The organism is Paenibacillus rhizovicinus, from assembly GCF_010365285.1.
Lineage (GTDB): Bacteria > Bacillota > Bacilli > Paenibacillales > Paenibacillaceae > Paenibacillus_Z > Paenibacillus_Z rhizovicinus.
On the sequence record NZ_CP048286.1, the window covers coordinates 2,819,975 to 2,839,833 of the forward strand.

At 56.7% G+C, this 19,859-nt stretch carries 15 protein-coding genes; 3 read left to right on the plus strand and 12 right to left on the minus strand.

Translation table 11 applies throughout. The features are described from left to right. Positions 1 to 53: 53 nt before the first annotated feature. The 3 genes from GZH47_RS12615 to GZH47_RS12625 all read right to left on the minus strand — a co-directional run bounded on the left by GZH47_RS12615 (position 54) and on the right by GZH47_RS12625 (position 5,149). Entirely contained in the window at positions 54 to 779 is a 726-nt protein-coding gene (locus GZH47_RS12615) for a response regulator transcription factor (RefSeq protein WP_162640406.1), read from the minus strand. Positions 780 to 907: 128 nt separating this feature from the next. Next, positions 908 to 4,822, minus strand: a complete 3,915-nt coding sequence (locus GZH47_RS12620; RefSeq protein ID WP_162640407.1) for a response regulator — start codon at positions 4,820 to 4,822, stop codon at positions 908 to 910. Between the two features lie 72 nt (positions 4,823 to 4,894). Further along, positions 4,895 to 5,149: a hypothetical protein gene (locus GZH47_RS12625; protein WP_162640408.1), complete on the minus strand. Its 255-nt coding sequence runs from the start codon at positions 5,147 to 5,149 to the stop codon at positions 4,895 to 4,897. A gap of 450 nt (positions 5,150 to 5,599) precedes the next feature. Here GZH47_RS12625 and GZH47_RS12630 point away from each other — a divergent pair, with 450 nt between their 5' ends. Further along, a complete protein-coding gene (locus GZH47_RS12630; RefSeq protein ID WP_225446533.1) occupies positions 5,600 to 6,493 on the plus strand; it encodes a helix-turn-helix domain-containing protein in 894 nt (297 codons plus the stop codon). A gap of 288 nt (positions 6,494 to 6,781) precedes the next feature. On the opposite strand, the gene GZH47_RS12635 is transcribed toward GZH47_RS12630, so the two are convergent. From GZH47_RS12635 to GZH47_RS12655, 5 genes are all read right to left on the minus strand, one after another. Then, complete coding sequence (locus GZH47_RS12635; RefSeq protein WP_162640410.1) at positions 6,782 to 8,239, minus strand: HD-GYP domain-containing protein; 1,458 nt, start codon at positions 8,237 to 8,239, stop codon at positions 6,782 to 6,784. Between the two features lie 40 nt (positions 8,240 to 8,279). Next, entirely contained in the window at positions 8,280 to 9,167 is an 888-nt protein-coding gene (locus tag GZH47_RS12640; protein WP_162640411.1) for a multicopper oxidase family protein, read from the minus strand. Positions 9,168 to 9,369: 202 nt separating this feature from the next. Then, positions 9,370 to 10,323 carry a DUF4097 family beta strand repeat-containing protein gene (locus GZH47_RS12645; RefSeq protein WP_162640412.1) on the minus strand — a complete coding sequence of 318 codons (954 nt, stop codon included), beginning with the start codon at positions 10,321 to 10,323 and terminating at the stop codon, positions 9,370 to 9,372. After that, positions 10,320 to 10,877 (minus strand): HAAS signaling domain-containing protein, encoded by a 558-nt coding sequence (locus GZH47_RS12650; RefSeq protein WP_162640413.1) that lies wholly within the window; start codon positions 10,875 to 10,877, stop codon positions 10,320 to 10,322. The genes GZH47_RS12645 and GZH47_RS12650 overlap by 4 nt, the downstream gene beginning before the upstream one ends. After that, positions 10,874 to 11,194, minus strand: coding sequence for a PadR family transcriptional regulator (locus GZH47_RS12655; RefSeq protein WP_162640414.1), 321 nt, complete (start codon positions 11,192 to 11,194; stop codon positions 10,874 to 10,876). The genes GZH47_RS12650 and GZH47_RS12655 overlap by 4 nt, the downstream gene beginning before the upstream one ends. A 218-nt stretch (positions 11,195 to 11,412) precedes the next feature. Between GZH47_RS12655 and GZH47_RS12660 the strand changes: the two genes are divergently transcribed. Together GZH47_RS12660 and GZH47_RS12665 are read left to right on the plus strand one after the other, a co-directional pair. Then, positions 11,413 to 12,288, plus strand: coding sequence for an aldose epimerase family protein (locus GZH47_RS12660; RefSeq protein WP_162640415.1), 876 nt, complete (start codon positions 11,413 to 11,415; stop codon positions 12,286 to 12,288). Positions 12,289 to 12,651: 363 nt separating this feature from the next. Next, positions 12,652 to 13,608, plus strand: a complete 957-nt coding sequence (locus GZH47_RS12665) for an aldo/keto reductase (protein WP_225446534.1) — start codon at positions 12,652 to 12,654, stop codon at positions 13,606 to 13,608. A 73-nt stretch (positions 13,609 to 13,681) separates the two neighbouring features. On the opposite strand, the gene GZH47_RS12670 is transcribed toward GZH47_RS12665, so the two are convergent. The 4 genes from GZH47_RS12670 to GZH47_RS12685 form a co-directional block, all read right to left on the minus strand. Beyond that, complete coding sequence (locus GZH47_RS12670; protein WP_162640417.1) at positions 13,682 to 13,873, minus strand: hypothetical protein; 192 nt, start codon at positions 13,871 to 13,873, stop codon at positions 13,682 to 13,684. Between the two features lie 147 nt (positions 13,874 to 14,020). Beyond that, positions 14,021 to 17,143: a glycoside hydrolase family 2 TIM barrel-domain containing protein gene (locus GZH47_RS12675; RefSeq protein WP_162640418.1), complete on the minus strand. Its 3,123-nt coding sequence runs from the start codon at positions 17,141 to 17,143 to the stop codon at positions 14,021 to 14,023. Positions 17,144 to 17,347: 204 nt separating this feature from the next. Next, a complete protein-coding gene (locus tag GZH47_RS12680; RefSeq protein WP_162640419.1) occupies positions 17,348 to 18,826 on the minus strand; it encodes an ABC transporter substrate-binding protein in 1,479 nt (492 codons plus the stop codon). Positions 18,827 to 19,028: 202 nt separating this feature from the next. Next, positions 19,029 to 19,859, minus strand: coding sequence for a carbohydrate ABC transporter permease (locus GZH47_RS12685; RefSeq protein ID WP_162640420.1), 831 nt, complete (start codon positions 19,857 to 19,859; stop codon positions 19,029 to 19,031).

Consider the following 19,859-nt stretch of genomic DNA (forward strand, 5'->3'; position numbering starts at 1 on the left):
TTACCGCAGAAGGCCTGCGATAAAAGGCATCTATTTATAATCCATTAATGCGTTTAATGCGTTGCCGATTCGGCCTCCATAACATACTTGTAGCCGACGCCCCACACGGTACGGATAAAATGCGGTTCCTTCGGATTCTTCTCCACCTTGCGGCGCAGGTTCACGATGTGCACGTCGATCGCACGGTCGGTAACGAAGGAATCAAAACCGCGAATCGCATTAATCAAATCCTCGCGGCTAAACACTTTACCGGGATGGGTCAAGAAGAGTTTCATGATTTCGAACTCCGAGAACGTCGTCTCGACGAAATTGCCCCGAACGAGCAGCAGCCTGCGCTCGGAATCCAGCTTGATCTCTTTCTCGGCTATCGCTTCAGCCGCCTCCATCGAGCGGCTCTCCGACACGGCGGTCTGCATCAAACGCGATCTGCGGATAAGTGCTTCCACCCGGGCGCTGAGCTCATGCATGCTGAACGGCTTGCATAAGTAATCATCCGCTCCGGCGCGAAGTGCTTGTACCCGCTCGGAAACTTCCGACTTCATGGAGACGATCATAATCGGTACGGGGGATTGCTGACGCATCCGGATGCACAGTTCAATGCCATCCCAATCTGGAAGCATGAGATCCAGCAATACAAGATCCGGCTTAAACTGTTCCAGCAGCTTCAGCCCTAGCTCGCCGTTTTCCGCCTGTTTGATTTCGTATCCCTCGCCGGACATGTACATGGACAGCATGTCGCTCATCATCACGTCATCTTCGATAATCAAGAGTTTGTACATGCAATGCCTCACCTCGTGAAGGAATTCGTCCATTTCGACAGCAAACGCGGAGCCGACTGCCTGGCACGTTTCATCTACTATAATATACAATAGGAAGATCGTCCCAACAATAGATTGTTAGAAAAATGTTAGGAAATATTGTCGAAATCTGGCATAATAATTGTCAATTCTTCCAGTAGATTCTGCAGTACCGCGTTCGCTTCGGACGCGGCCGTTTCCAGCTCCGGCGCGGGCTGTCCATCCCCGGCAGCCTTCAGCTGCAGCTCCAGCCGATGTGCCGACGCAGACAATTCGTCAGCGGACAAATTACCGGCTACGCCTTTCAACGTATGCGCCATCCGACGGGCAGTGGCGTAATCGCCGGCATCCACGGTCTCGTACAGGCGCTCCTCGAACGTTCGGTAATCTTTCAGGAACAGCTTCAGCATATGCGTCAGTATATCCCGCTTGCCGTTCACCCGCTGCAACGCTTCCTGCAGACGCAGGCCCTCTATGCCGCGTTCAAGCCATTCCTCGCCCGCATCCGATACCGGCACGTAGACGGCGCTCAGCGAATCGCGCTCCTTCGGTTTGGCCTTCGCCGCATCTCCTGTTTTGCCCTTGGCAGGTTCAACGCGCAGCTCCTTGCCGTAGCGAAGCCATTTGGCGATGACTTGCATCAGCTTCGCAGGGTCGATCGGCTTCGTCAGCACGTCGTTCATCCCAAGCTGCATATAGCGGTCATGATCCTCTTGCATAATATTCGCCGTCAGCGCGACGATCGGCATGCGGTCGTATTTGGAATCCAGGCGAATGATGCGGGCCGCCTCGTCGCCGTCCATTTCCGGCATATGAATGTCCATCAGGATCAGATCGTATCGTTTGGTCGTCAGTCTATCCAGCACTTCGTTCCCGGTTTCGGCGACATCGACTTTGCATCCCCATTCCCGAAGCTGTTCGACGGCCACGAGCTGATTGATGTCATTGTCTTCGGCAAGCAAAATCGTTCCGGCCAGCGGCTCCGGCACGGATGCGGCGGCAGCCGTCTCCTCCATGCCTTCGGCGGGCCTCTCCGCCGTCCGATCGAACAACGTCAGCAGCGCCTGATACAAGCTGATGCGCGTGGTCGGCTTGACCAGGATGGCGTCCGGCCGATTCTCCTCCGGCAGTTTCAACAGCTCTTCACGGCCATAAGCCGTCGTCAGCGCGATCGTCTTGATGCCCGCCTCCTTGGCCGTTTCGTGCATGGCATGCCAGGTCTCCTCGGCATACATGTCCGGCATTTCGAAATCTAGCAGCACCGCAAACGGCAGGACGCCTATTCCGGATCGGGCGAGCCGCTCGTGGGCAGACTTCCACGACCACAGCGGGATCGGCATGAGTCCGCTCTCCTCAAGCGCCGTGCAGAGCCGCTCGCTCAAGTACTGGTGATCCTCCACGACCCAGATCGAACAGTCCTTGCCAGCCTGAATGAAGAACCGGTCCATCAGCGGCGGCTCGGCGACGGCCAAATCGAGCGCGAAGGAAAACGTGCTGCCTTTGCCGATCTCGCTTCTCACCTGAATCGTGCCTCCCATCAGCTCCACCAGCCGCTTGACGATGACGAGGCCGAGGCCTGTCCCGCCGTATTTGCGGTTCGTCTGCGCGTTCGCCTGCACGAACGGTTTGAACAGCTTGCTGAGCTGATCCTCCGTCATGCCGATGCCGGTATCCTCCACGGTGAACGCAATGCGGGCATGGCTGCCCTCCGTCTCCCCGCCGCTCAGCACTTCCAGTCGCAGCCGCACGAATCCGCGCTCCGTAAACTTGATGGCATTGATGCAAAGATTGAGCAGAATTTGCTCGATGCGCAGCCAATCGCCGATCAACGATTCAGGCAGCATAAGCGGCGTCTCCGTAATGAATTGGAACTGCTCTTTGCCGCCGACGAAGACGCTCAGCATTTCGTTCAGCTTCTGAATGAGACTGTACGGATCGAACGGCATCTCGTTCAGCTCGATTCGGCCCGCTTCGGCTTTGGAGAAATCCAGAATATCGTTGATGATCGCGAGCAGCGCTTGAGACGAATCCCGCGTTTTCTGCAAATAATCGAGCTGCAGCGGCATAAGCTCCGTCTTCTGCATGAGTCCCGTTAAGCCGATGATGCCGGCAAGCGGCGTCCGAATCTCATGGCTGATCTGAGCCAGGAAATGGCTTTTGGCGACATTCGCGCTTTCCGCCTCCCGCTTGGCTTGCTCCAGCTCGAATTGCACGCGCTTCGCTTCGGAGATATCCCTGGCGATGCAGGAGTAGAACGATTCCCCGGTATCGTCATCCCGGTGAAGCACGAGAATTTTGGAAACGGGGATAAATTCGCCTTGGAGCGAACGGAGCAGCGCTTCATTCTCCCGGTAACCGACCGCACGCGCGTCCTCGATGCCTTCGAGCAGCTCTTCGATCGTACGCTTCGGCACATCTTCCACGCTCGTCGCGGAGTCGCGCATGCCAAGAAGCGTCTTCCCCGCTTCGTTAATGTAGAGCAGCTTGCCTTCCTCGTCAAACGTGGCAATCAAATCCTTGGCAGCGCCCAGTACTTTCAACTGCTGGCTGCGAATCTGCTCCGCCTGCTTCTGCTGCGTAATATCGCGCGCGATGCCCGCAACGCCAATGAAGCGTCCTTCCCGATCCAGCATGCCGTTCGAACTGTGAGCGACGGGGAACCGCGTACCGTCCTTCCGGATGTAGTTCCATTCCCTCTCGTACGTGAATTGCTCGGCGCGCAGCATCTCGAACACCGTAATATCCGCGGGAACCGGCCGGCCGTAAGTTCGGCTGAGACGAGCCGCTTCCATGGCAATGTCCATCGGGTCGATGAACAAGAGGCCCGTGGCATGCTGAATGACTTCCTCGGCTTTATAACCCAGCATCCGTTCGGCGGCTTTGCTGAAATACGTAACGCGATACTGGTTATCGAGCACGATAAACGCAAATTGGTTTTGATTGATCATGGCGTCCATCTGGCCGAACATGCCACTTAGATGATGCTTCATCTGATTGACGGAATTCGACAGCTGCGACAGCTCGTCTCCGCCTTCGTCCACGATATTACTCACGTCGAATCGGCCGGCCGCAGCCGCTTCCGTCACGCTTAGAATGCGTTTAAGGCGTGAAATGATAGGATGCGAGAACAGAATTAACAGAAGAGTGAGAATGGCTTCAGCGAGGGCGATCGTTAGGATGGAGCGCCATTTGATTTCCGATAGCGGCGCTTCGATTTCATGCAGCGGCACGTCCAAGGCCATATACCATGTCGTTCGTTCGACTTTGGCATAGAAGAGGAAGGAATCGCCGGATTTCCCGCTTAGCTTGGCAGAGCCGTTCAGCATCGACAACATCTGCTTCGCCGCCGGTTGAAACGGCAAATCCGGGGATGCGATCGAATGCGGCGCGTTCAGCAAATCGCTGTCCGACGGCGCCTCGATGATCGTCCCTTCGTTGTTGTACATAAACGTCTCATCGGCTCGGCCGACGCGAACGTGGAGCTGCTCGTTGTAAAGCCGGTCCGCGGACATGGCGGCGTCCACCACGCCGACGATCTCGTTGCCGCTGCCGTAGACGGGAACCTGAATCACGAACATCCTCGTGCCGCTCTGCCCGCGGACGAAGGGATCCGTGACCATGACCTTGCCTTGCATGACGGCAGAGAACGAAGGTTCGGCGGAAATGTCGACGATATCCCCGTCGTCCAGTACGAGGCGTCCCGCAGGATCCGCAAATCCGAGCGTCTTGAAGGGAGAACCGGAGCGTCCGATTTCGTTACGGAAATACTGAAGCCGAACCGTGTCGGAACCGAACCGTACCTGGTCGGTGCGGCTCATGACCTCCGCCTCCGCAAGACGGGTATCGACCCATGACGAGAGATTGTCCGCCGCGTTCTGTACTTGCGTGCCGGCCTTGTCGACCAGCGCTTCCACGATCGTATGCTTGGCCGCCGAATAATTGCCGTAACCGACAATGGACAGCACGCCTGCGGTAAGAGAGAGAATAAGAACCAATACTTTTGTCCGAAGTGACCATTGTCCCAACACGAAATCCTCCTGCGCTCATAGGTCGTAATACCTCATTATAACTTGGGAGGAAACGGCTTCATAGGTAATTTATCGGGGCACGTTCATGTCCTGCAGATTCGTTCGGAGCTGATGCAGGCGTTGTATGTAATAGTGCTTCGCGCAATAACCTTTGCTGACGGAGCGCTTGCTGCAATTAATCCATTTGCAGGCGGTCGGCTCGGCGGCTTGGCGAACTTTAATGACCTCGGGGTCTCCGTGCCTCAGCCAGCGCTGGTGATGCATGGAACACATCTTCTTCGCTTTAATAGGTTTATCGCATGCGTGGACTTTACAATTATTCATCTAAATTCTTCCTCTCGATGTCAGGATCTCATGATGCATTTTGTCTTATTATGAGGGATTACGAAAGGTTTGAAAAGACCTTCAAAGCCGCAATTTCACTATAAATTTCGGTACTCGTCGAATGAAAAGGACTGCATTTGCACATCGATAAATATTTAAATTTGCATGTCAATTTATTGCAAGTGCCCGCCCGGGGTTTAACGAAATGTCATCGCTTTACGAAGGCTATTCACGCTCCGCTATTGAAACGCTTTCGGGTTTCGGCACCATTCCTGCCTCTTAAAAAATAGTCCCAGTTGAAAAGTAGAATCGCCACTCTTATACTGTTGTATAATCAGTTAACAAGAAAGGGCTTTCGCCGTCTTCAAGCGGTGGGCCATGTTTTGCAGCGTATCGCGACAACGGATACGTTCTAGTCATTAAGAAATAGATTGCGAGGGATGCCGCGTGATGCTTTCTACCGTTGTTTTTCAGAATCTCAAAACGCCGCTCGCCGTCGTCGTTGTCGACCATGACGACGATTGCCACTTTAATGTCGCGAACAAAGCTTTCTCCCGTCTGGTCGGCTGCTCCGGAGATGTGCTGGAAGGTCTGCCGCCGGAACGCTTATTCTCGGAATGGGACCGAAGCAGGATGCTCTCGCTCGCTCAGCACGAAACCTGCCTGCTGCAGCATTTGGCCGGCGATGACCCGCTCCGTCTGCTATTGACCTGCGAGGCCCTCACCGAAACAGAGCAGAACGCCTTCCTGCTGACTGCCGAAGACATCAGCGCCAAATCCTGGATAGACGGCATGCGGGAATCTCAAAAGGTGCTCCTGGGCGGCATTCTTAACGACAAGTTCATTGTCGAACGTTTCTTCAAGTACTACCCGACGCCTGTTTTCGACAATCATCGGTTTCCCGAAAGCGAACTTCTGAACGAATACTTGGATGACGATGAACGAGAGCGTCTGCTCACCGTGCTCAAACAGACCGCCCAGCAGCGCCAAAAGCATCATATCGTTGTCCGGACCAAGGAATTTACCGATTCCGCGCAGTTGGACCTGCACATCGCGTATCATCCGTTCTATCACATGGACGGGGGACTGAAGAACATCGCTTTCATCGTATCGGACATTCGATCCATTGCCCCGGATGCATCCGATACCGTCGACTCATCCGTCACGTTGAAAGTACTCATGGCCCGCAATTATATGTCCGCCCAGCAGTTGTCCGCCGTAACCGGAATCTCCATGCAAACCATTTCCAAGCTGCGCAATGGGAAAATCAACAAGCCCCAGCGTCAGACGGCGCTGCTCATCGCGCAAGCGTTAAAAGTTTCGCCGCAGGTTATTTGGCCATAAAAAACGAGGTTAAGCGTCGAACACGCAAAACCGCGCCATTTTGCGCCTTTATAGTTTAGTGCGTTAAAGCGTTTATCGGTAAACGGAATGTAGCGTTACAGCGTTGCTCGGTCTTCGGGTCTAAGCGTCACAGCGTTGCCTAATTTGCGAGGCCAAGCGTTACAGTGCCGCTTGATTTGCGGACTAAGCATTACAGCGCTGCGAGGGGCATGCCCCTCGCAGCGCTGTAATGCTTGACTATGAAGTTCAGGCGCGTTCCTGCAGCGCTGTAATGCTTGACTATGAAGTTCAGGCGCGTTCCTGCATCGCTTGATGCACGAGCCGCAGCGTCCTGCTGCTTGCGGCGATTTCGCCGATAAAGCCGGCGTCCACGGATGCCAAGTGCTGCCACGCTTTGACGCAGGTCGGACAGAAATGGACACCGCTGCCTGCCACGATGATGGCCATCGCTTCTTCGTGCGACATCGCCTGCCGATAGGATCGTGACGAGGTCAGCGCATCGTAAACGTCCGCGACGGCCGTAATGCGCGCGAGCAGAGGGATGTCGTCTCCGCGCAGCCGGTCGGGATAACCCGTGCCGTCCCACTTCTCATGATGAGACCGAATAACAGCAAGCTCATCGCCAAGAAATCCGAGCTGTTTGCACATGTCGTACCCCGAAACGGGATGCTGCTCGATGACGCGGCGCTCTTCCTGCGTCAGCTTGCCGGCTTTATTCAGAATCGCATCCGGTACCCTCAGCTTGCCGACGTCATGGACGACACCGCCCTGGGCGATGGCGCGAAGCTTGTCCTTGGAAAGTTCCATCTCCTCGCCGAGCCGGAGCGCGTAGAGCGCCACGCGATTGTTATGCCCCGCGGTGTAGGCATCCCTGGCTTCCGTCGCCATAATGAGGGCTTTCACGCTAGGTGTCTTGCAGGCCTCCAGCCAGGCGCGAGGATCGGATTGGAACAGCACGCGCAGCGACGAGCTGAACGAGCCTTGGGAGAAGTACTGCCGAAGCAAGCCGGCGACCATCACCAGTATGGAGCCCAGCAGCAGCAGATGGTATATCCACCAGCTCAGCTGCCACGTCTTGCCTTCGACGATGATATACTGCGCGGCGATAATCAAGCTTACGCTGTATACGATCGCTTTCTGCAGCGGAAATCCCGCGGACAGATAAGAACGCCAGTATCGGTAGAAGGTCCATGCGCAGGCAGCCAATGTTATGCCGGCCGCCAGCCATTTGTTCGGATTGGTCGCCAGCGGGATATCGCCTATCATGTCCGGAACCAGCATCGTAAGCATCCCGAGCAGCAGCAGCGTCATCAGCCATACGGGGAGAAGCCACTGCCGCCTTCTGGCGATCTGCCGAACAAGCCAATGATCCGTCGATAAGGACGATAACGCGAGCCATAAGGCAGCCAGCAATACGCTGAGCTGGGCGAACATCGCGGGCAAATCGCCGTAATGGGTCACAAACCCCGGCGTCGTCAGCCCATGAAGGAGAAAAACGCCAGCCAGCGACAAGTACGCCAGCGACAGGAAACCGACCTTTATGTTGCGAAGCCGCTGTCCTGCTATGCCGACGGCAACCGCAACCAGCGTGGCCAGCGCCGCCACGATCGTAACGATTATGAAATGGCCATGCGGCATTTTCATCGTCATGTCAGCTTCTTGATGCGAACGAAACCATTCAAATAATACGATCGGAAGAATAGCGGCCAATAACGGTCCGATAACGGCTCTGCGACGTCCCTGCATAAGTTAAAATCCCTCTCCTTCATCCTCGGTTATCCTGCGCCTAGCCGACTTGAATTGTCGTAAACATGCCCCCTGTCGGCAACGTGAAGTTGTTCGCATTATGATGGGGGATATGGCAGTGAAAGGGCCAGTTTCCCGGATTCCACGCCAGAAACCGCACGTCACGCGTTTCGCCCGGAGACACGAGCACCGTGCTTCGGCGAAGCTGATTCCACGGCGGAATCTCGTTGCCGTCGCATGCGGTTTCGAGCATCTGCACGCCGTGCAGATGCATGGGATGCCCTTGCATACCAAGATTCGCCATTCGAATCCGCAACACCTCCCCGCGCCTCGCTTGAAGCGGTGACGTATTCGGGAAGCAGCGCCCGTTCATGGTGAAAAAATTGAAGCCGTCCGACAACGGATCGATCGCGTACGTGCCCGGTCCCAGCTTGCCTTTCGGCAGGCCGGTCACCGCAAACTCCTGCAGCATATAAGCAAAATCCCGCGAAATCCCCCGTTCGTAACGGTCCCAAATAATGAACAGTCCGCCCATTCCCATCATCTCTTGGCGGATCGTTTCATGATGGCTGTGATACATATGGGTGCCTGGTTGATTGACGATACGGAATTCGTAATCGACGTAGTAACCCGGCCGAATGAGCGGAGTCGGCTCGATGTCCGGAACGCCGTCCATCGTATTCGGCACGTCAAGGCCATGCCAGTGCACGCAGGTCGCCTCCGGCAGCAGGTTGGTGACGCGAATTCGCACCTGGTCTCCGGGCTCCACGACGATGGTCGGTCCCGGAATCGAACCGTTGTATCCGTACCCTTGCATGAATAAGCCCGGGAGCAATTCCTGCTGCACGGGCTGGGCAATCAATTCGAAGCATTTCACGCCGTTATGAAGCGTACAAGGCAAAAGCGACACATCCGGAGATTCCACCATTCCGCCATCCCTCCCATGTCATAACCAACGAAGTTTATGCGGGGCGGACGCGGAACATGAGCTTTTAACGAAATATAGACCTCTATTCAGAATATCGGATTATGAAGGAGTAAAATGTAGTCGTTACAAGCGAAATGGACGCATACTCGAATAAAAAAAGGACTTCGCCCACCGGATCGGTGAAACAAAGTCCTCTTGCGCATTACCTTTTCCCTACGTCGAGATCGCCGGAGCCCGTATGGATTTGAACAGGCACGGAGCCGCTGCCGAAGACGAGATGATGAATGTCATCGTCGTCCGTGCTGCCTTTCACGCCATCCCAGTCATTGTCGAGACTGCCGGATCCGGAGCTGTAGCTGATTGCGACATCGGCTGGCTGCCGATCCGTAAAGATCCCCACGTCGCCGCTGCCCGTCTTCAGCGTCGCCGGGAAATCCAGCGTCTTCCCTTCCACCGTAATATCGCCGCTGCCCGTCTTCACGTTCAACTCCGCTTCGGCCTCCGACAGGTCGACGTCGCCGCTGCTCAGATTGATGTCCAGCCGCTTCGCCGTCAGCCGATCCGCCGAGATATTGCCCGAGCCGGTTTTTAACGTTACGTCCCCATCGGCGGTTACGTCCGCAAGCGACAGGTCGCCGCTGCTGATCGATACCTTGATCGTCTTGCTTCGCAGTCCGTTTAAGTCGACGTCGCCGGAACCGCCGTCCAGTTCGAAAGCATCTGCCTTCAACCCGTTAATCACGTTGTCTCCGCTGCCGGAGTCCAATTTCAAATTAGCGTATTGCTGCTGCGGCACCTCGAGCTTCAGATTCACGTTCAGAATATTGATGCCAATACGGAAGCCGATATGGTCTTCGAAGCCGACCTTGATCGTGTCTCCGTCCTTCTTCAGCAAGATATTCATCTTGTCGAGATATGATTTGCTTGCGCGGCCGGTCAAACTTGCTTTCACTTCGTTGCCCGTGCCTGGCACGATCGTCAGGTCGACGCTGCCGGTTTGGATATCGATATTGCGAATGCCCTCCGCGGACATCGATTGTTGCTTATCCACTTTCTCCGTTCCGAACGAGAAGTCTCCCTTGGCTCCGATCGTGCCCGCTGCGCCGACCAGCCCGACCACGAACAGAATGAGCCCGACGAATACCCATTTCCTCATCCTTTTCTCACCCTTATCACTTTGGAATTGAATTTCAAATATTGCAGCGTCAGCTTGGCGAACGCGCGCGTCAACCAATGCGTTCCGGCGCCTAGCAGCATGCCGAGTCCGATGAGCGCAAGCGCGATGAACGAAGCTTGAACGCTCGTCACGGCTTCACCGAACAAGCCTTCGTACATAACCATCAGCGAGGATACCGCAACTGCCAGGGATGTCGCCCAAAGCGCAACCAGCACGCCAAGCACGGCACAGAACGGCCCAAGCACAAATACCAGATTGAAGAAACCGAGGCTGACCGCCGCGAACACCGCGCGCGACACGAGCGTAATGCTGCCTTTCTTCTTGTCAGCCTGTTCGACGCGATAGTTCAGCAGCAGCTCCTTCGCGATCAGTCTCGGATCGCCCAGCTCGCTTGCGGCTTCTTCCTCGCTCCGTCCAAGCTCTGCCGAGACGCGGAAATGTTCCTCGTAGTCGTACATCCATTCCCGTCGCTGCTTCTCCGGCACGGGAGCAAGCAGTTCCCATAAGTGACCCAAATACTGCTCTCTGATCATCGCTCTACACCTTCCTTAATGAGTTCATCCACGGAAACGGAGAAGCTCCGCCATTCGCGAATCAGCGCCATGAGATGCGCATGTCCTTGCGGGGTCAGCTTGTAGTACTTGCGCGGCGGCCCCTCGCTCGATTCCTTGAGATACGTGGAGAAATAACCTTCCTGCGTCAGCCGGTTCAACAGCGGATACACGCTGCCGACCGCAACTTCGAATTTCGCCGACATCGTCACCGCCAGCTCGTAGCCGTACCGGTCATCCCAAGCGGTAAGCGCCAGCACGCATAAATCGAGCACGCCTTTCTTAAATTGCACATTCATTCGCAGCGCCCCTATTAGTTATCGTTGAGTATTAATTAATGTAGCATAGCTGGCTAAAAAAATAATGAGCCTCCGCTCGATAGCTATACTATATCACCAGCTATTCAACAATGCAATATAGCTGAGGGGAAATGGATAAATTTAGGCGCGCTTTAGTCCGGGCTATGCAATATGGTATGATTTTGTTAGAAAACTTTATTGATGGAGGCCAAGACAACATGAATCAAAAGCGCTATGAAGTTGAGCAGCACGCGGATGTTTTTCCGCTCTATACGTTGAAGGACGCCGAGACGAACTCTTCCGTTACCATTTGCCCGGAGCGAGGCGCGATTGCCATCGGCTGCACGCTGCGCGGCGAGGAACTGTTCTATTTCGACCGGGCGACGTTCGTCGATCCGCAAGCGAATATCCGGGGCGGCAACCCGGTGCTGTTCCCGATTAGCGGCCAGCTGGTAGACGGCAAGTTCGAGTGGGAAGGGACTACGTACACGATGCGCAATCACGGCGTCGCCCGCAATCGCCCTTGGGAGGTCGTCTCCGTATCCGAGAATGGCGAAGCTTCCGTAACGGTCCGATTGCATAGCAGCGACAGCACGCTGGCTGAATTCCCGTTCGCGTTCGAGCTGCTATTCACGTATGCGCTTGTCAATGGCGAGCTTGCCATTCGCCAAACGTACCGCAATCTATCGGAGCGGAGCATGCCTTTCTACGCCGGCTTCCATCCTTATTTCCGCGCATCGGACAAGAATTTGGTCTATGACACGGATGCCACGAAATACCTCGATTACAACGATAACGTCGTCAAACCGATCGAAGGCGCGATTGCGCTTGACGGCCTAAAAGAGTCCGTCGCCCTGCTCGACGCTTCGGCTCGCCGTATCGCTTTCCCGGGTCCGGACGGCGGCACGGTTGTCCTGTCGTACAGCGATGCGTTCAAGTACGTCGTGCTTTGGCAGGTGAACGGCTCGCCGTTCGTCTGCGTGGAACCGTGGATGGCGCTGAACAGCGCGTTGAACACGCGGGACGGACTGCCAGAGCTTGCAGCCGGCGAGCAATTGGATCTGGAGCTGGTCATCGGGTATACGCGCTCTTAGGAGCAGGTTAGCCTTGGCGGCGCAGGTAGCCTTGGTGGCGCAGGTCCTGCTGAGAGAGTGATCGGGCGCAGCCCTGATGGCGCGTGCACTGTGGAACGTCTCGGCAGCGCGATCACTTAGGCGGACTGCCCCGCGGCGCGAACGCTTAGGCAGACGCCTCGGCGGCGTGAGTGCAACCATGGCATGCATGCGTTTATTTGCTAGCAATGACTCCAACAGCGCAAATTATACGAAGGAGATGCGGGTATGGCGCAACCGGAACATGATGAACAGTCCATAACGGCCACAGACAAGGAAAATTCGTTTCGCGTCGGAGCAGCCGGCGTTGTCAAAGACGGCGCACAGCAAGTAAAGCTTCGGCGCATGGGCAATTCCGATCTGGAATTGTCTCCGCTCGGGCTCGGCTGCTGGCAGTTCAGCAAAGGCAGCGGCATGGTCGGGAAATTCTGGCCCGTTCTTAACGATGCCGACATCGCGTCGATCGTGCGCACCAGCTTGGCCGGCGGCATCAATTGGTTCGATACGGCCGAGGTGTACGGCGGCGGCCGTTCCGAGGAAGCGCTGGCCGATGCGCTGCATGCCGCCGGAGCTTCTCCCCGAGAGACGTACATCGCAACGAAGTGGTGGCCGATCATGCGCACGGCGGGGAGCATCCCGCGCACGATCGACGAGCGGCTGCGCCGGTTAAAGGGCTGGCCGATCGACCTGTACCAGGTGCACCAGCCGTACTCTTTCTCCTCGGCGACCGCGGAGATGAACGAGATGGCCAAGCTGGCGAAAGCCGGCCGCATCCGCCATATCGGCGTCAGCAACTTCTCTGCCGCGAAGATGCGCGAGGCGGACAAGGCGCTGCGGGCGCACGGCCTGCGCCTGACGTCCAACCAGGTCAAATACAACCTGCTGGACCGCCGCATCGAACGCAACGGCATTCTGGATACGGCCAAGGAGCTGGGCGTCTCCATCATTGCCTATTCGCCGCTTGAGCAGGGTCTTCTAAGCGGCAAGTTCCACAAGAATCCGGCGCTCGTCAAAGGCATCACGGGTCCGCGCAAGTTCTCCGGCGGCTTCAAGCCCGCCGGGCTGCAGCGGACGCAGCCGCTGATCAACCGACTGGACGAGCTGGCCGTCAAATACGGCGCGTCGCCAAGCCAGGTCGCGCTCAATTGGCTGATTCATGCCAACGGCGAGACTGTGTTCGCCATTCCGGGCGCTTCCAAGCCGCATCATGCGGAAGAGAACGTCCGCGCGATGACCTTCGCGCTCGGCTCGGACGAGCTGCGCGAGCTTGCCGAGCTTTCGGCGTTGTGCGCGAAGCGCTAGGTTTGAAGGGCGGGCAGCGGAGCGGTGGACTGTGGGCGGAGAACTAGTAAATTCCAGCCATGAGCTGCACCCATTACACTTCATCGGCGGAAAGCCGGCGAATTCCAGCCATGAGCTGCACCCAGTACACTTCGTCGGCGGAAAGCCGGCGAATTCCAGCCATGAGCTGCTCCCAGTACACTTCGTCGGCGGAAAGCCGACGAATTCCAGCCATGAGCTGCTCCCAGTACACTTCATCGGCGGAAAAACTGACGAATTCCTTCACAGCCCGGAAAAGCACCAGCGGCCAACAGCTCGCAGCGCTCAACAACCCAACCCAAAAAGGGTCATTCCCGAAAGTGTCGCACTTTCGGGAATGGCCCTTCTTTCATTTCACTATCATTCACGCCACGTTACGCCACGTCACAACCCCTTATTCGTCCTCCGCGAATACCGGACGAACGACCAGCTCGAACGTGAACGATTTCTCGTCGAAGCGATAACGCTCCTGAAGCTCTGGTCCGCAAGAATTAGAACCGATGCCGCCCATGCGGTAATCCGCGTTGACGATCGTTTCCTTCCTCGGCCTCAGCGCATGCGTGTGAGTCGCAGCCGTCAGGTCCTGCGCCGTGAAGTGCGACGCTTGGAAGGAGAAGCTGCCTGGCGCTTCCAAGCGCAGGCCCATGCCCAGCGCGTTCGTGACGGTCGCCCATTCCGTGCCGTAACGCGAGCCGTTCTCCTGCGGCATCACGTACGACTCGAACATGCCGTCCACCGTCGTCCGGTATTTGCCGCGGCGCACGCTGCGGCGCTTGTCGATGTAGCTCTCATGCGGCCCGAAGCCCAGATACTCCACGGCTTCGCTGCCTGCCGGCATGACCAGTTCCACCCCGAAGCGCGGCAGATGCGTGGCGCTGTCCTTCACCTGCATGTCCGCGCGCAAGCGAATCGTCCCTGCCGCATCCACGGTCCACAGCGCTTCGCCTTGCAGGATCGGCGTCCGGATGTAGCCCCCGAGCGAGAAGCGTACGCGGATGGCAGCCGTGCCGTCCGCTTGGCGTTCCCATGCGGCGTCATAGACTTTCATCGCGGCTCGCTGGAAACCTTCGTGCTCCCAAGCGGAGCGAATGCCGCGGTCATTGTCGGTCGGCGCGCGCCAAATTTGAAACCGCTGCGGCTCTGCAAGCAGCTCCACGCCGTTCTTCGAAATACCCGCGAACACGCCCTGACGAAGATCGAAGACATGACGGAAATCAAGACCGCTTAACGACAGCAAGCCGCCTGTTTCCTCAACCTGTAAAGCCGCCGCCCCAGTGCGTGCCGTAGCGGCTCTAACTCCCGCTCCCGCTCCAGCGCCTTTGCCTTTGCCATTCCCATCGCCCGCCGAAGCCGCTCCCGCCGCCGCTCCGCCGTCATCCTCCACGGAAGCTGTCGACACTGTGCCGAGACGGAACTGCTCGAACGTTACCTCATAGCCGGCCTCCGCCCAAGCCGTGTCCCTGTTCAAGCGGCAGGACAGCGTCAGATCGCACGCGCCGTCAGCTTTCTCGTTCCACTCGCTCGGCAATTCAATCACTTGCGAGGCTTGCGGCGCCGCTTCGAGCGAACCGCTCCAGCCTTGACGCAGCAGCTCGCCATCCCGCTCCAGCTTCCAATGCAGCGTGAGATGGGAAAGCCCGATGAAGTCATACAGATTGGTCACTTTGACCAACCCGCGTTCCGCATCCTCCGCCTCGAATCGAACCGGCGCGATGACTTTCTTCAGCTCCAGCAGGCCCGTATGCGGCTTGCGGTCCGGCGAGACGAGTCCGTCGATGCAGAAGTTGCCGTCGTTGGGCTTGTCCCCGAAATCCCCGCCATAAGCAAAATAAGCCTGCCCGTTCTCCGCCGTCTGCGGGATCCCGTGATCGCACCATTCCCAGACGCAGCCGCCCATCAGGTTCGGATAGCGGTAAATGACGTCCCAGTAATCCTGCAGATCGCCGGGCCCGTTGCCCATCGCATGGCTGTATTCGCACAAGAAGACGGGCTTGGTTTGCGCCGGATCTTGACCGTACCGTTCCATCTCCTGCAGAGAAGCATACATGCGGCTTTCGACATCGAGACTGCTCGTATCTTCGTTCCCCTTGTAGCCGGCCGTCGCGCCTTCATAATGAACGGGAAGCGAGCCGTCGCGGCCGCGGGTCCATTCCGCCATCGCGATATGGTTGGGCCCATAGCCGGACTCGTTGCCCATCGACCACATGACGACGCAAGGCTGGTTCTTGTCCCGCTCCACCATCCGGGAAGCGCGTTCGATGAATGCCTCTTTCCATGCAGGGTCGTTGGACAAACGGTGGAACGCGCCGTCCTTCCAGTCCTCCGCCATGCCGATGCCGTGGCACTCCAGGTCGGCCTCGTCCACGACATAGAAGCCGTATTCATTGCACAGCTCCAGGAAACGCGGATCGTTCGGGTAATGCGATGTACGGATCGTATTGACGTTATGCCGCTTCATCAGCTGCAAATCCTCGATCATATGCGCAAGCGGAATCGTCTGGCCGAGGCTCGGATGGGAATCATGACGGTTGACGCCTTTCAGCTTGACCGCCTGTCCGTTAATGCGGAAGACGCCGCCGTCCGTCGTAACCGATCTAAACCCAATCGGGAAAAGCAGCGTTTCCTCGCCGGCGCGCAGCGTCAGCTCGTATAGATACGGCGTCTCCGCGGTCCAAAGCAGCGGAGCGTCCACGTTCAGCGTGACCGTGCCCTGTCCGGAAATATCCGCTTCGGCTGCAGCAATCAGGCTTCCGCCCGCATCGCGCAGTTCGGCCACCGTCCGAACGCTGTCCGTCGTTTCCATTTCAACGCGCAGCGCCGCGCTGCCGTAGCCTTCGGTGAACGACTGCCGGTTGAACACGTCGCGGATATGCGCCTTGTCCCTAGCCAGCAAATAGACATCCCGGAAAATGCCCGAGTAACGCCACAAATCCTGATCCTCGATATACGTACCGTCGCACCATTTCAACACCATGACCGCCATCCGGTTTCGGCCGGGACGAACATGCGGCGTAATCAGAAATTCCGCCGGCACGCGGCTGCCCTGGCTGTAGCCGACGAATTCGCCGTTCACCCACACGTAGAAGCAGGAGTTGACGCCTTCGAACACGGCATATTGCTCCTTGCCGTTCCAATCGTCGCCGAGCAGAAATTCCCGGACATAGAGTCCGGCCGGATTGTCGTCCGGCACGTAAGGAGGATCGCACGGAATCGGATAAGCCACGTTCGTGTAATGCATCTGGTCATAGCCGTTCGCCTGCCAGCAGGACGGCACGATAAGATCATCCCAGCCGGAAACGTCAGCAGCTTCCTCCCAGAAAGGCGCATCCACATTCTGCACCGACGCGCGGTATTGGAATTTCCAATTGCCGTTCAGCGTCCGGTAAAAAGGGGACTGCCCCCGTTTGCGCCGTTTCGCCGATGCCGCGTCCCGATACGGAATGTAATACGCCCGAGGCGCTTCACGATTGACGTGAAGACGTTCAGGATTTTCCCAGTAGTTCTCGATTGCGATCATGCTGCGCTCATCCTCTCTTCATTAACGGCTTGCGCCGAACAGTACGATCTGGGCTCGCCGATAAACGCCGCGTTCGGAGGCGAAGAGCACGACGGCTCCTTTGCCGGTTCGCTCGAGCAGAACGCAACGCTTACCTCTTCATCTCTCTTCATGACAAGCAGGGAGAGTTCCGCCCGGAACCCTCCCCGTAAACTTGAATTATGCTTACTCTCCGCCTGCGGCTCTCGCTTCGTCGATGGCCACGTTAGCGTCTTTGGTCATGCCTTTGACGGCATCGTCCAACGTCGATTTGTTAAAGTACAGCGGCTGCACGTACTTATCGAAGATCGACCAGCCGCCCCCTGCGAGGTAAGGGTTCACTTTCAGATATTGGCTCGTGTAGTTCAGCTCGTCTTGGAGAACGGCGTTGACTTGCTTGTCGAATTCCGTGTCTTTCGGCAGGAGATCCATCTTGCTCTTGAAGATCGGGAGACCCCAGCCCGCCTTCGCGCGGTCGTCGGCCGGCTTGCCGCCGAAGAACCACTCGAAGAACGTCCAAGCTTCGTCAGGATGCTTCGAATCCTTGTTGATAATCGCGCCGGTTGCGCCGCCCGTAGGCGCTACGCGCATACCGTTCGGCGCGATCGGCGTAGGCAGCATGCCGTAATCGGCCAGATGCGTCTTGGCTCCTTCGTTGCTGCGGATCGCGCCGCTGTACCAGTAACCGTCGATGATCATTGCAGCTTGATCCTTGAAGAACAAATCTCCGCCGGACGTTTGGTCATTGTTGACGGAGTTCGGGCCGACGTTATCCTTAATGCCTTGCACCCACATGCTGATATAGTCTTTGACCGCTTGGTTATCGAAGTTGACCGTTCCGTTGTCAGCCCCGTTGATATCTACGCCCGCGCTGAGCAGATATTGAAGCAGGTTATTGAAGTTCGGTTCCGTCTTGCCCCATTCGTTGGCAGCCAGGCCGTATTGCTTGACTTTGTCGCCGTCCTTGATCGTCAGCTTCTTGGCCAGTTCGAATACTTCCGGCCAAGTCAGCGGCTTCGTAGGATCCGGCACCGGCACGCCTGCGGCGTCGAACGCCTTCTTGTTATAGAAGATCGCATAGTCGTTGGACCAGTCTTTCGGCATGCCATAGATCGGGCCCGTACCGACCGTCTTGCCGTCGAAGCGGAACACGTTCGTGATCGGCAGCAGATCGTCCGCTTTGAATACCGAACTCGTATTGACTCGGTCCGTCAGGTCAAGCGCAATGCCTTTGATGACATAGTTCGGGAGATCGAATACGCCGGATAGGCGGATGACGTCGGGCGCATCGCCCGTTGCCAGCTCGGCCGCCAGCTTCGTCGCGTCGAGCTCTTCGGTTTCGACTTTGATATTGGGATGATCCTTCTCGAATTCGGCGATTTGATCCTTGGACAGCTCGCCGCTCGAAATGCTCGTGCGGATCGTGACGACTTCGCCATTGCCCTTGGTGCCCGTATTATCGGTTGTTGCTGCCGCGTTGCCGGACGTATCGCCGCTATCGTTCGTCGTCGCGGCATTCCCGCCGTTGGTTGTATTTCCGCTATTCGCGCTGTTGCCGCTGTTGCCGTTAGCGGCACTGCCTCCATTGTTGCTGCCGTTACCGCAACCCGACAGCACAACGGCCGCAGCCGTGACTGCCGTAAGCATGAACGTCCATTTCCTCAACTCATTAACCCCCTTGCAGAAATGAAAATAATCCTTGCTCGAACCCTTGAACTAAGGATAGCACGGGCGATGTAAGCGTTTGTATACGATGATACTCTTATTTTACAGGGTAATCGTATGGTATGAGAAACGCGATAAACGCATAAAAAAGCGCTAAGCGCGCCGGTTCCCCGATGCGCGCTTAGCGCTGCAGACAGTTCAATTACCCTTTAACGCCTGTGGTAACGATCCCCTCGACGATATAGCGTTGTCCGAGGAAGAACGTTATGATAACCGGAACGACGAGCAGAATCGCGCCTGCCGTAGATACGGAGGTCAGAATCAGTTTGTCGTTCCCTTCGATCTTGTAGCTGATCATACTAAGTGCAGTAGCGAGCGGATAGTGATCTTGCTTCAGGTACATGAACGGACCCAGGTAGTCGCCCCACGTGCCTTGGAAAATCATGATCGTTACCGTTGCCACGATCGGAATCGACATCGGCAAGAAGATATTCCAGTACGTCCGGAAGATCGAGCAGCCGTCGATCCGCGCCGCTTCTTCCAGCTCCTTCGGAATCGCCGCGAAGAATTGACGGTACAAGAAGATGAAGAATGCGCTGCCTCCGATACCGCCGAATACCCACGGCCAGAACGTATCGATCAAGCCGTATTTGTGGAACAGGATATACTGCGGAATTTGCGTAATAATAGTTGGCAGCATCATCGTCGACAATACGATCATGAACAGCGCGTTACGGCCCGGCGCCGCGATCCGCGCGAACGCATAGCCGCCCAAGCCGCTCGACACGACCGAGAGGAGCGAGATCACGCAGAGAATGACCGAGTTTTTCGTAAAATTCCAGAAGTCGATCAAAGTCGTCGCGTACTTAAAGTTCTCCGGATGGAAGCCGACCGGCACGAAGCCTGGCGTCGTATTCCAGGCGCTGAGCGCTTGCACGAAGGCCAGGTACATCGGGAATACGAAGATGGCGGAGAAGAGAATCAACGCCACATATAGTGGAATGCTTCCTTTGACTGTCGTTTCTGTCTTCAC

Coding starts and splice junctions, on each gene's coding strand:
- GZH47_RS12615 (WP_162640406.1), bottom strand. CDS start 779: ATGTACAAACTCTTGATTATCGAAGATGACGTGATGATGAGCGACATG.
- GZH47_RS12625 (WP_162640408.1), bottom strand. CDS start 5,149: ATGAATAATTGTAAAGTCCACGCATGCGATAAACCTATTAAAGCGAAG.
- GZH47_RS12630 (WP_225446533.1), top strand. CDS start 5,600: ATGCTTTCTACCGTTGTTTTTCAGAATCTCAAAACGCCGCTCGCCGTC.
- GZH47_RS12635 (WP_162640410.1), bottom strand. CDS start 8,239: ATGCAGGGACGTCGCAGAGCCGTTATCGGACCGTTATTGGCCGCTATT.
- GZH47_RS12640 (WP_162640411.1), bottom strand. CDS start 9,167: ATGGTGGAATCTCCGGATGTGTCGCTTTTGCCTTGTACGCTTCATAAC.
- GZH47_RS12645 (WP_162640412.1), bottom strand. CDS start 10,323: ATGAGGAAATGGGTATTCGTCGGGCTCATTCTGTTCGTGGTCGGGCTG.
- GZH47_RS12650 (WP_162640413.1), bottom strand. CDS start 10,877: ATGATCAGAGAGCAGTATTTGGGTCACTTATGGGAACTGCTTGCTCCC.
- GZH47_RS12655 (WP_162640414.1), bottom strand. CDS start 11,194: ATGAATGTGCAATTTAAGAAAGGCGTGCTCGATTTATGCGTGCTGGCG.
- GZH47_RS12660 (WP_162640415.1), top strand. CDS start 11,413: ATGAATCAAAAGCGCTATGAAGTTGAGCAGCACGCGGATGTTTTTCCG.
- GZH47_RS12665 (WP_225446534.1), top strand. CDS start 12,652: ATGGGCAATTCCGATCTGGAATTGTCTCCGCTCGGGCTCGGCTGCTGG.
- GZH47_RS12675 (WP_162640418.1), bottom strand. CDS start 17,143: ATGATCGCAATCGAGAACTACTGGGAAAATCCTGAACGTCTTCACGTC.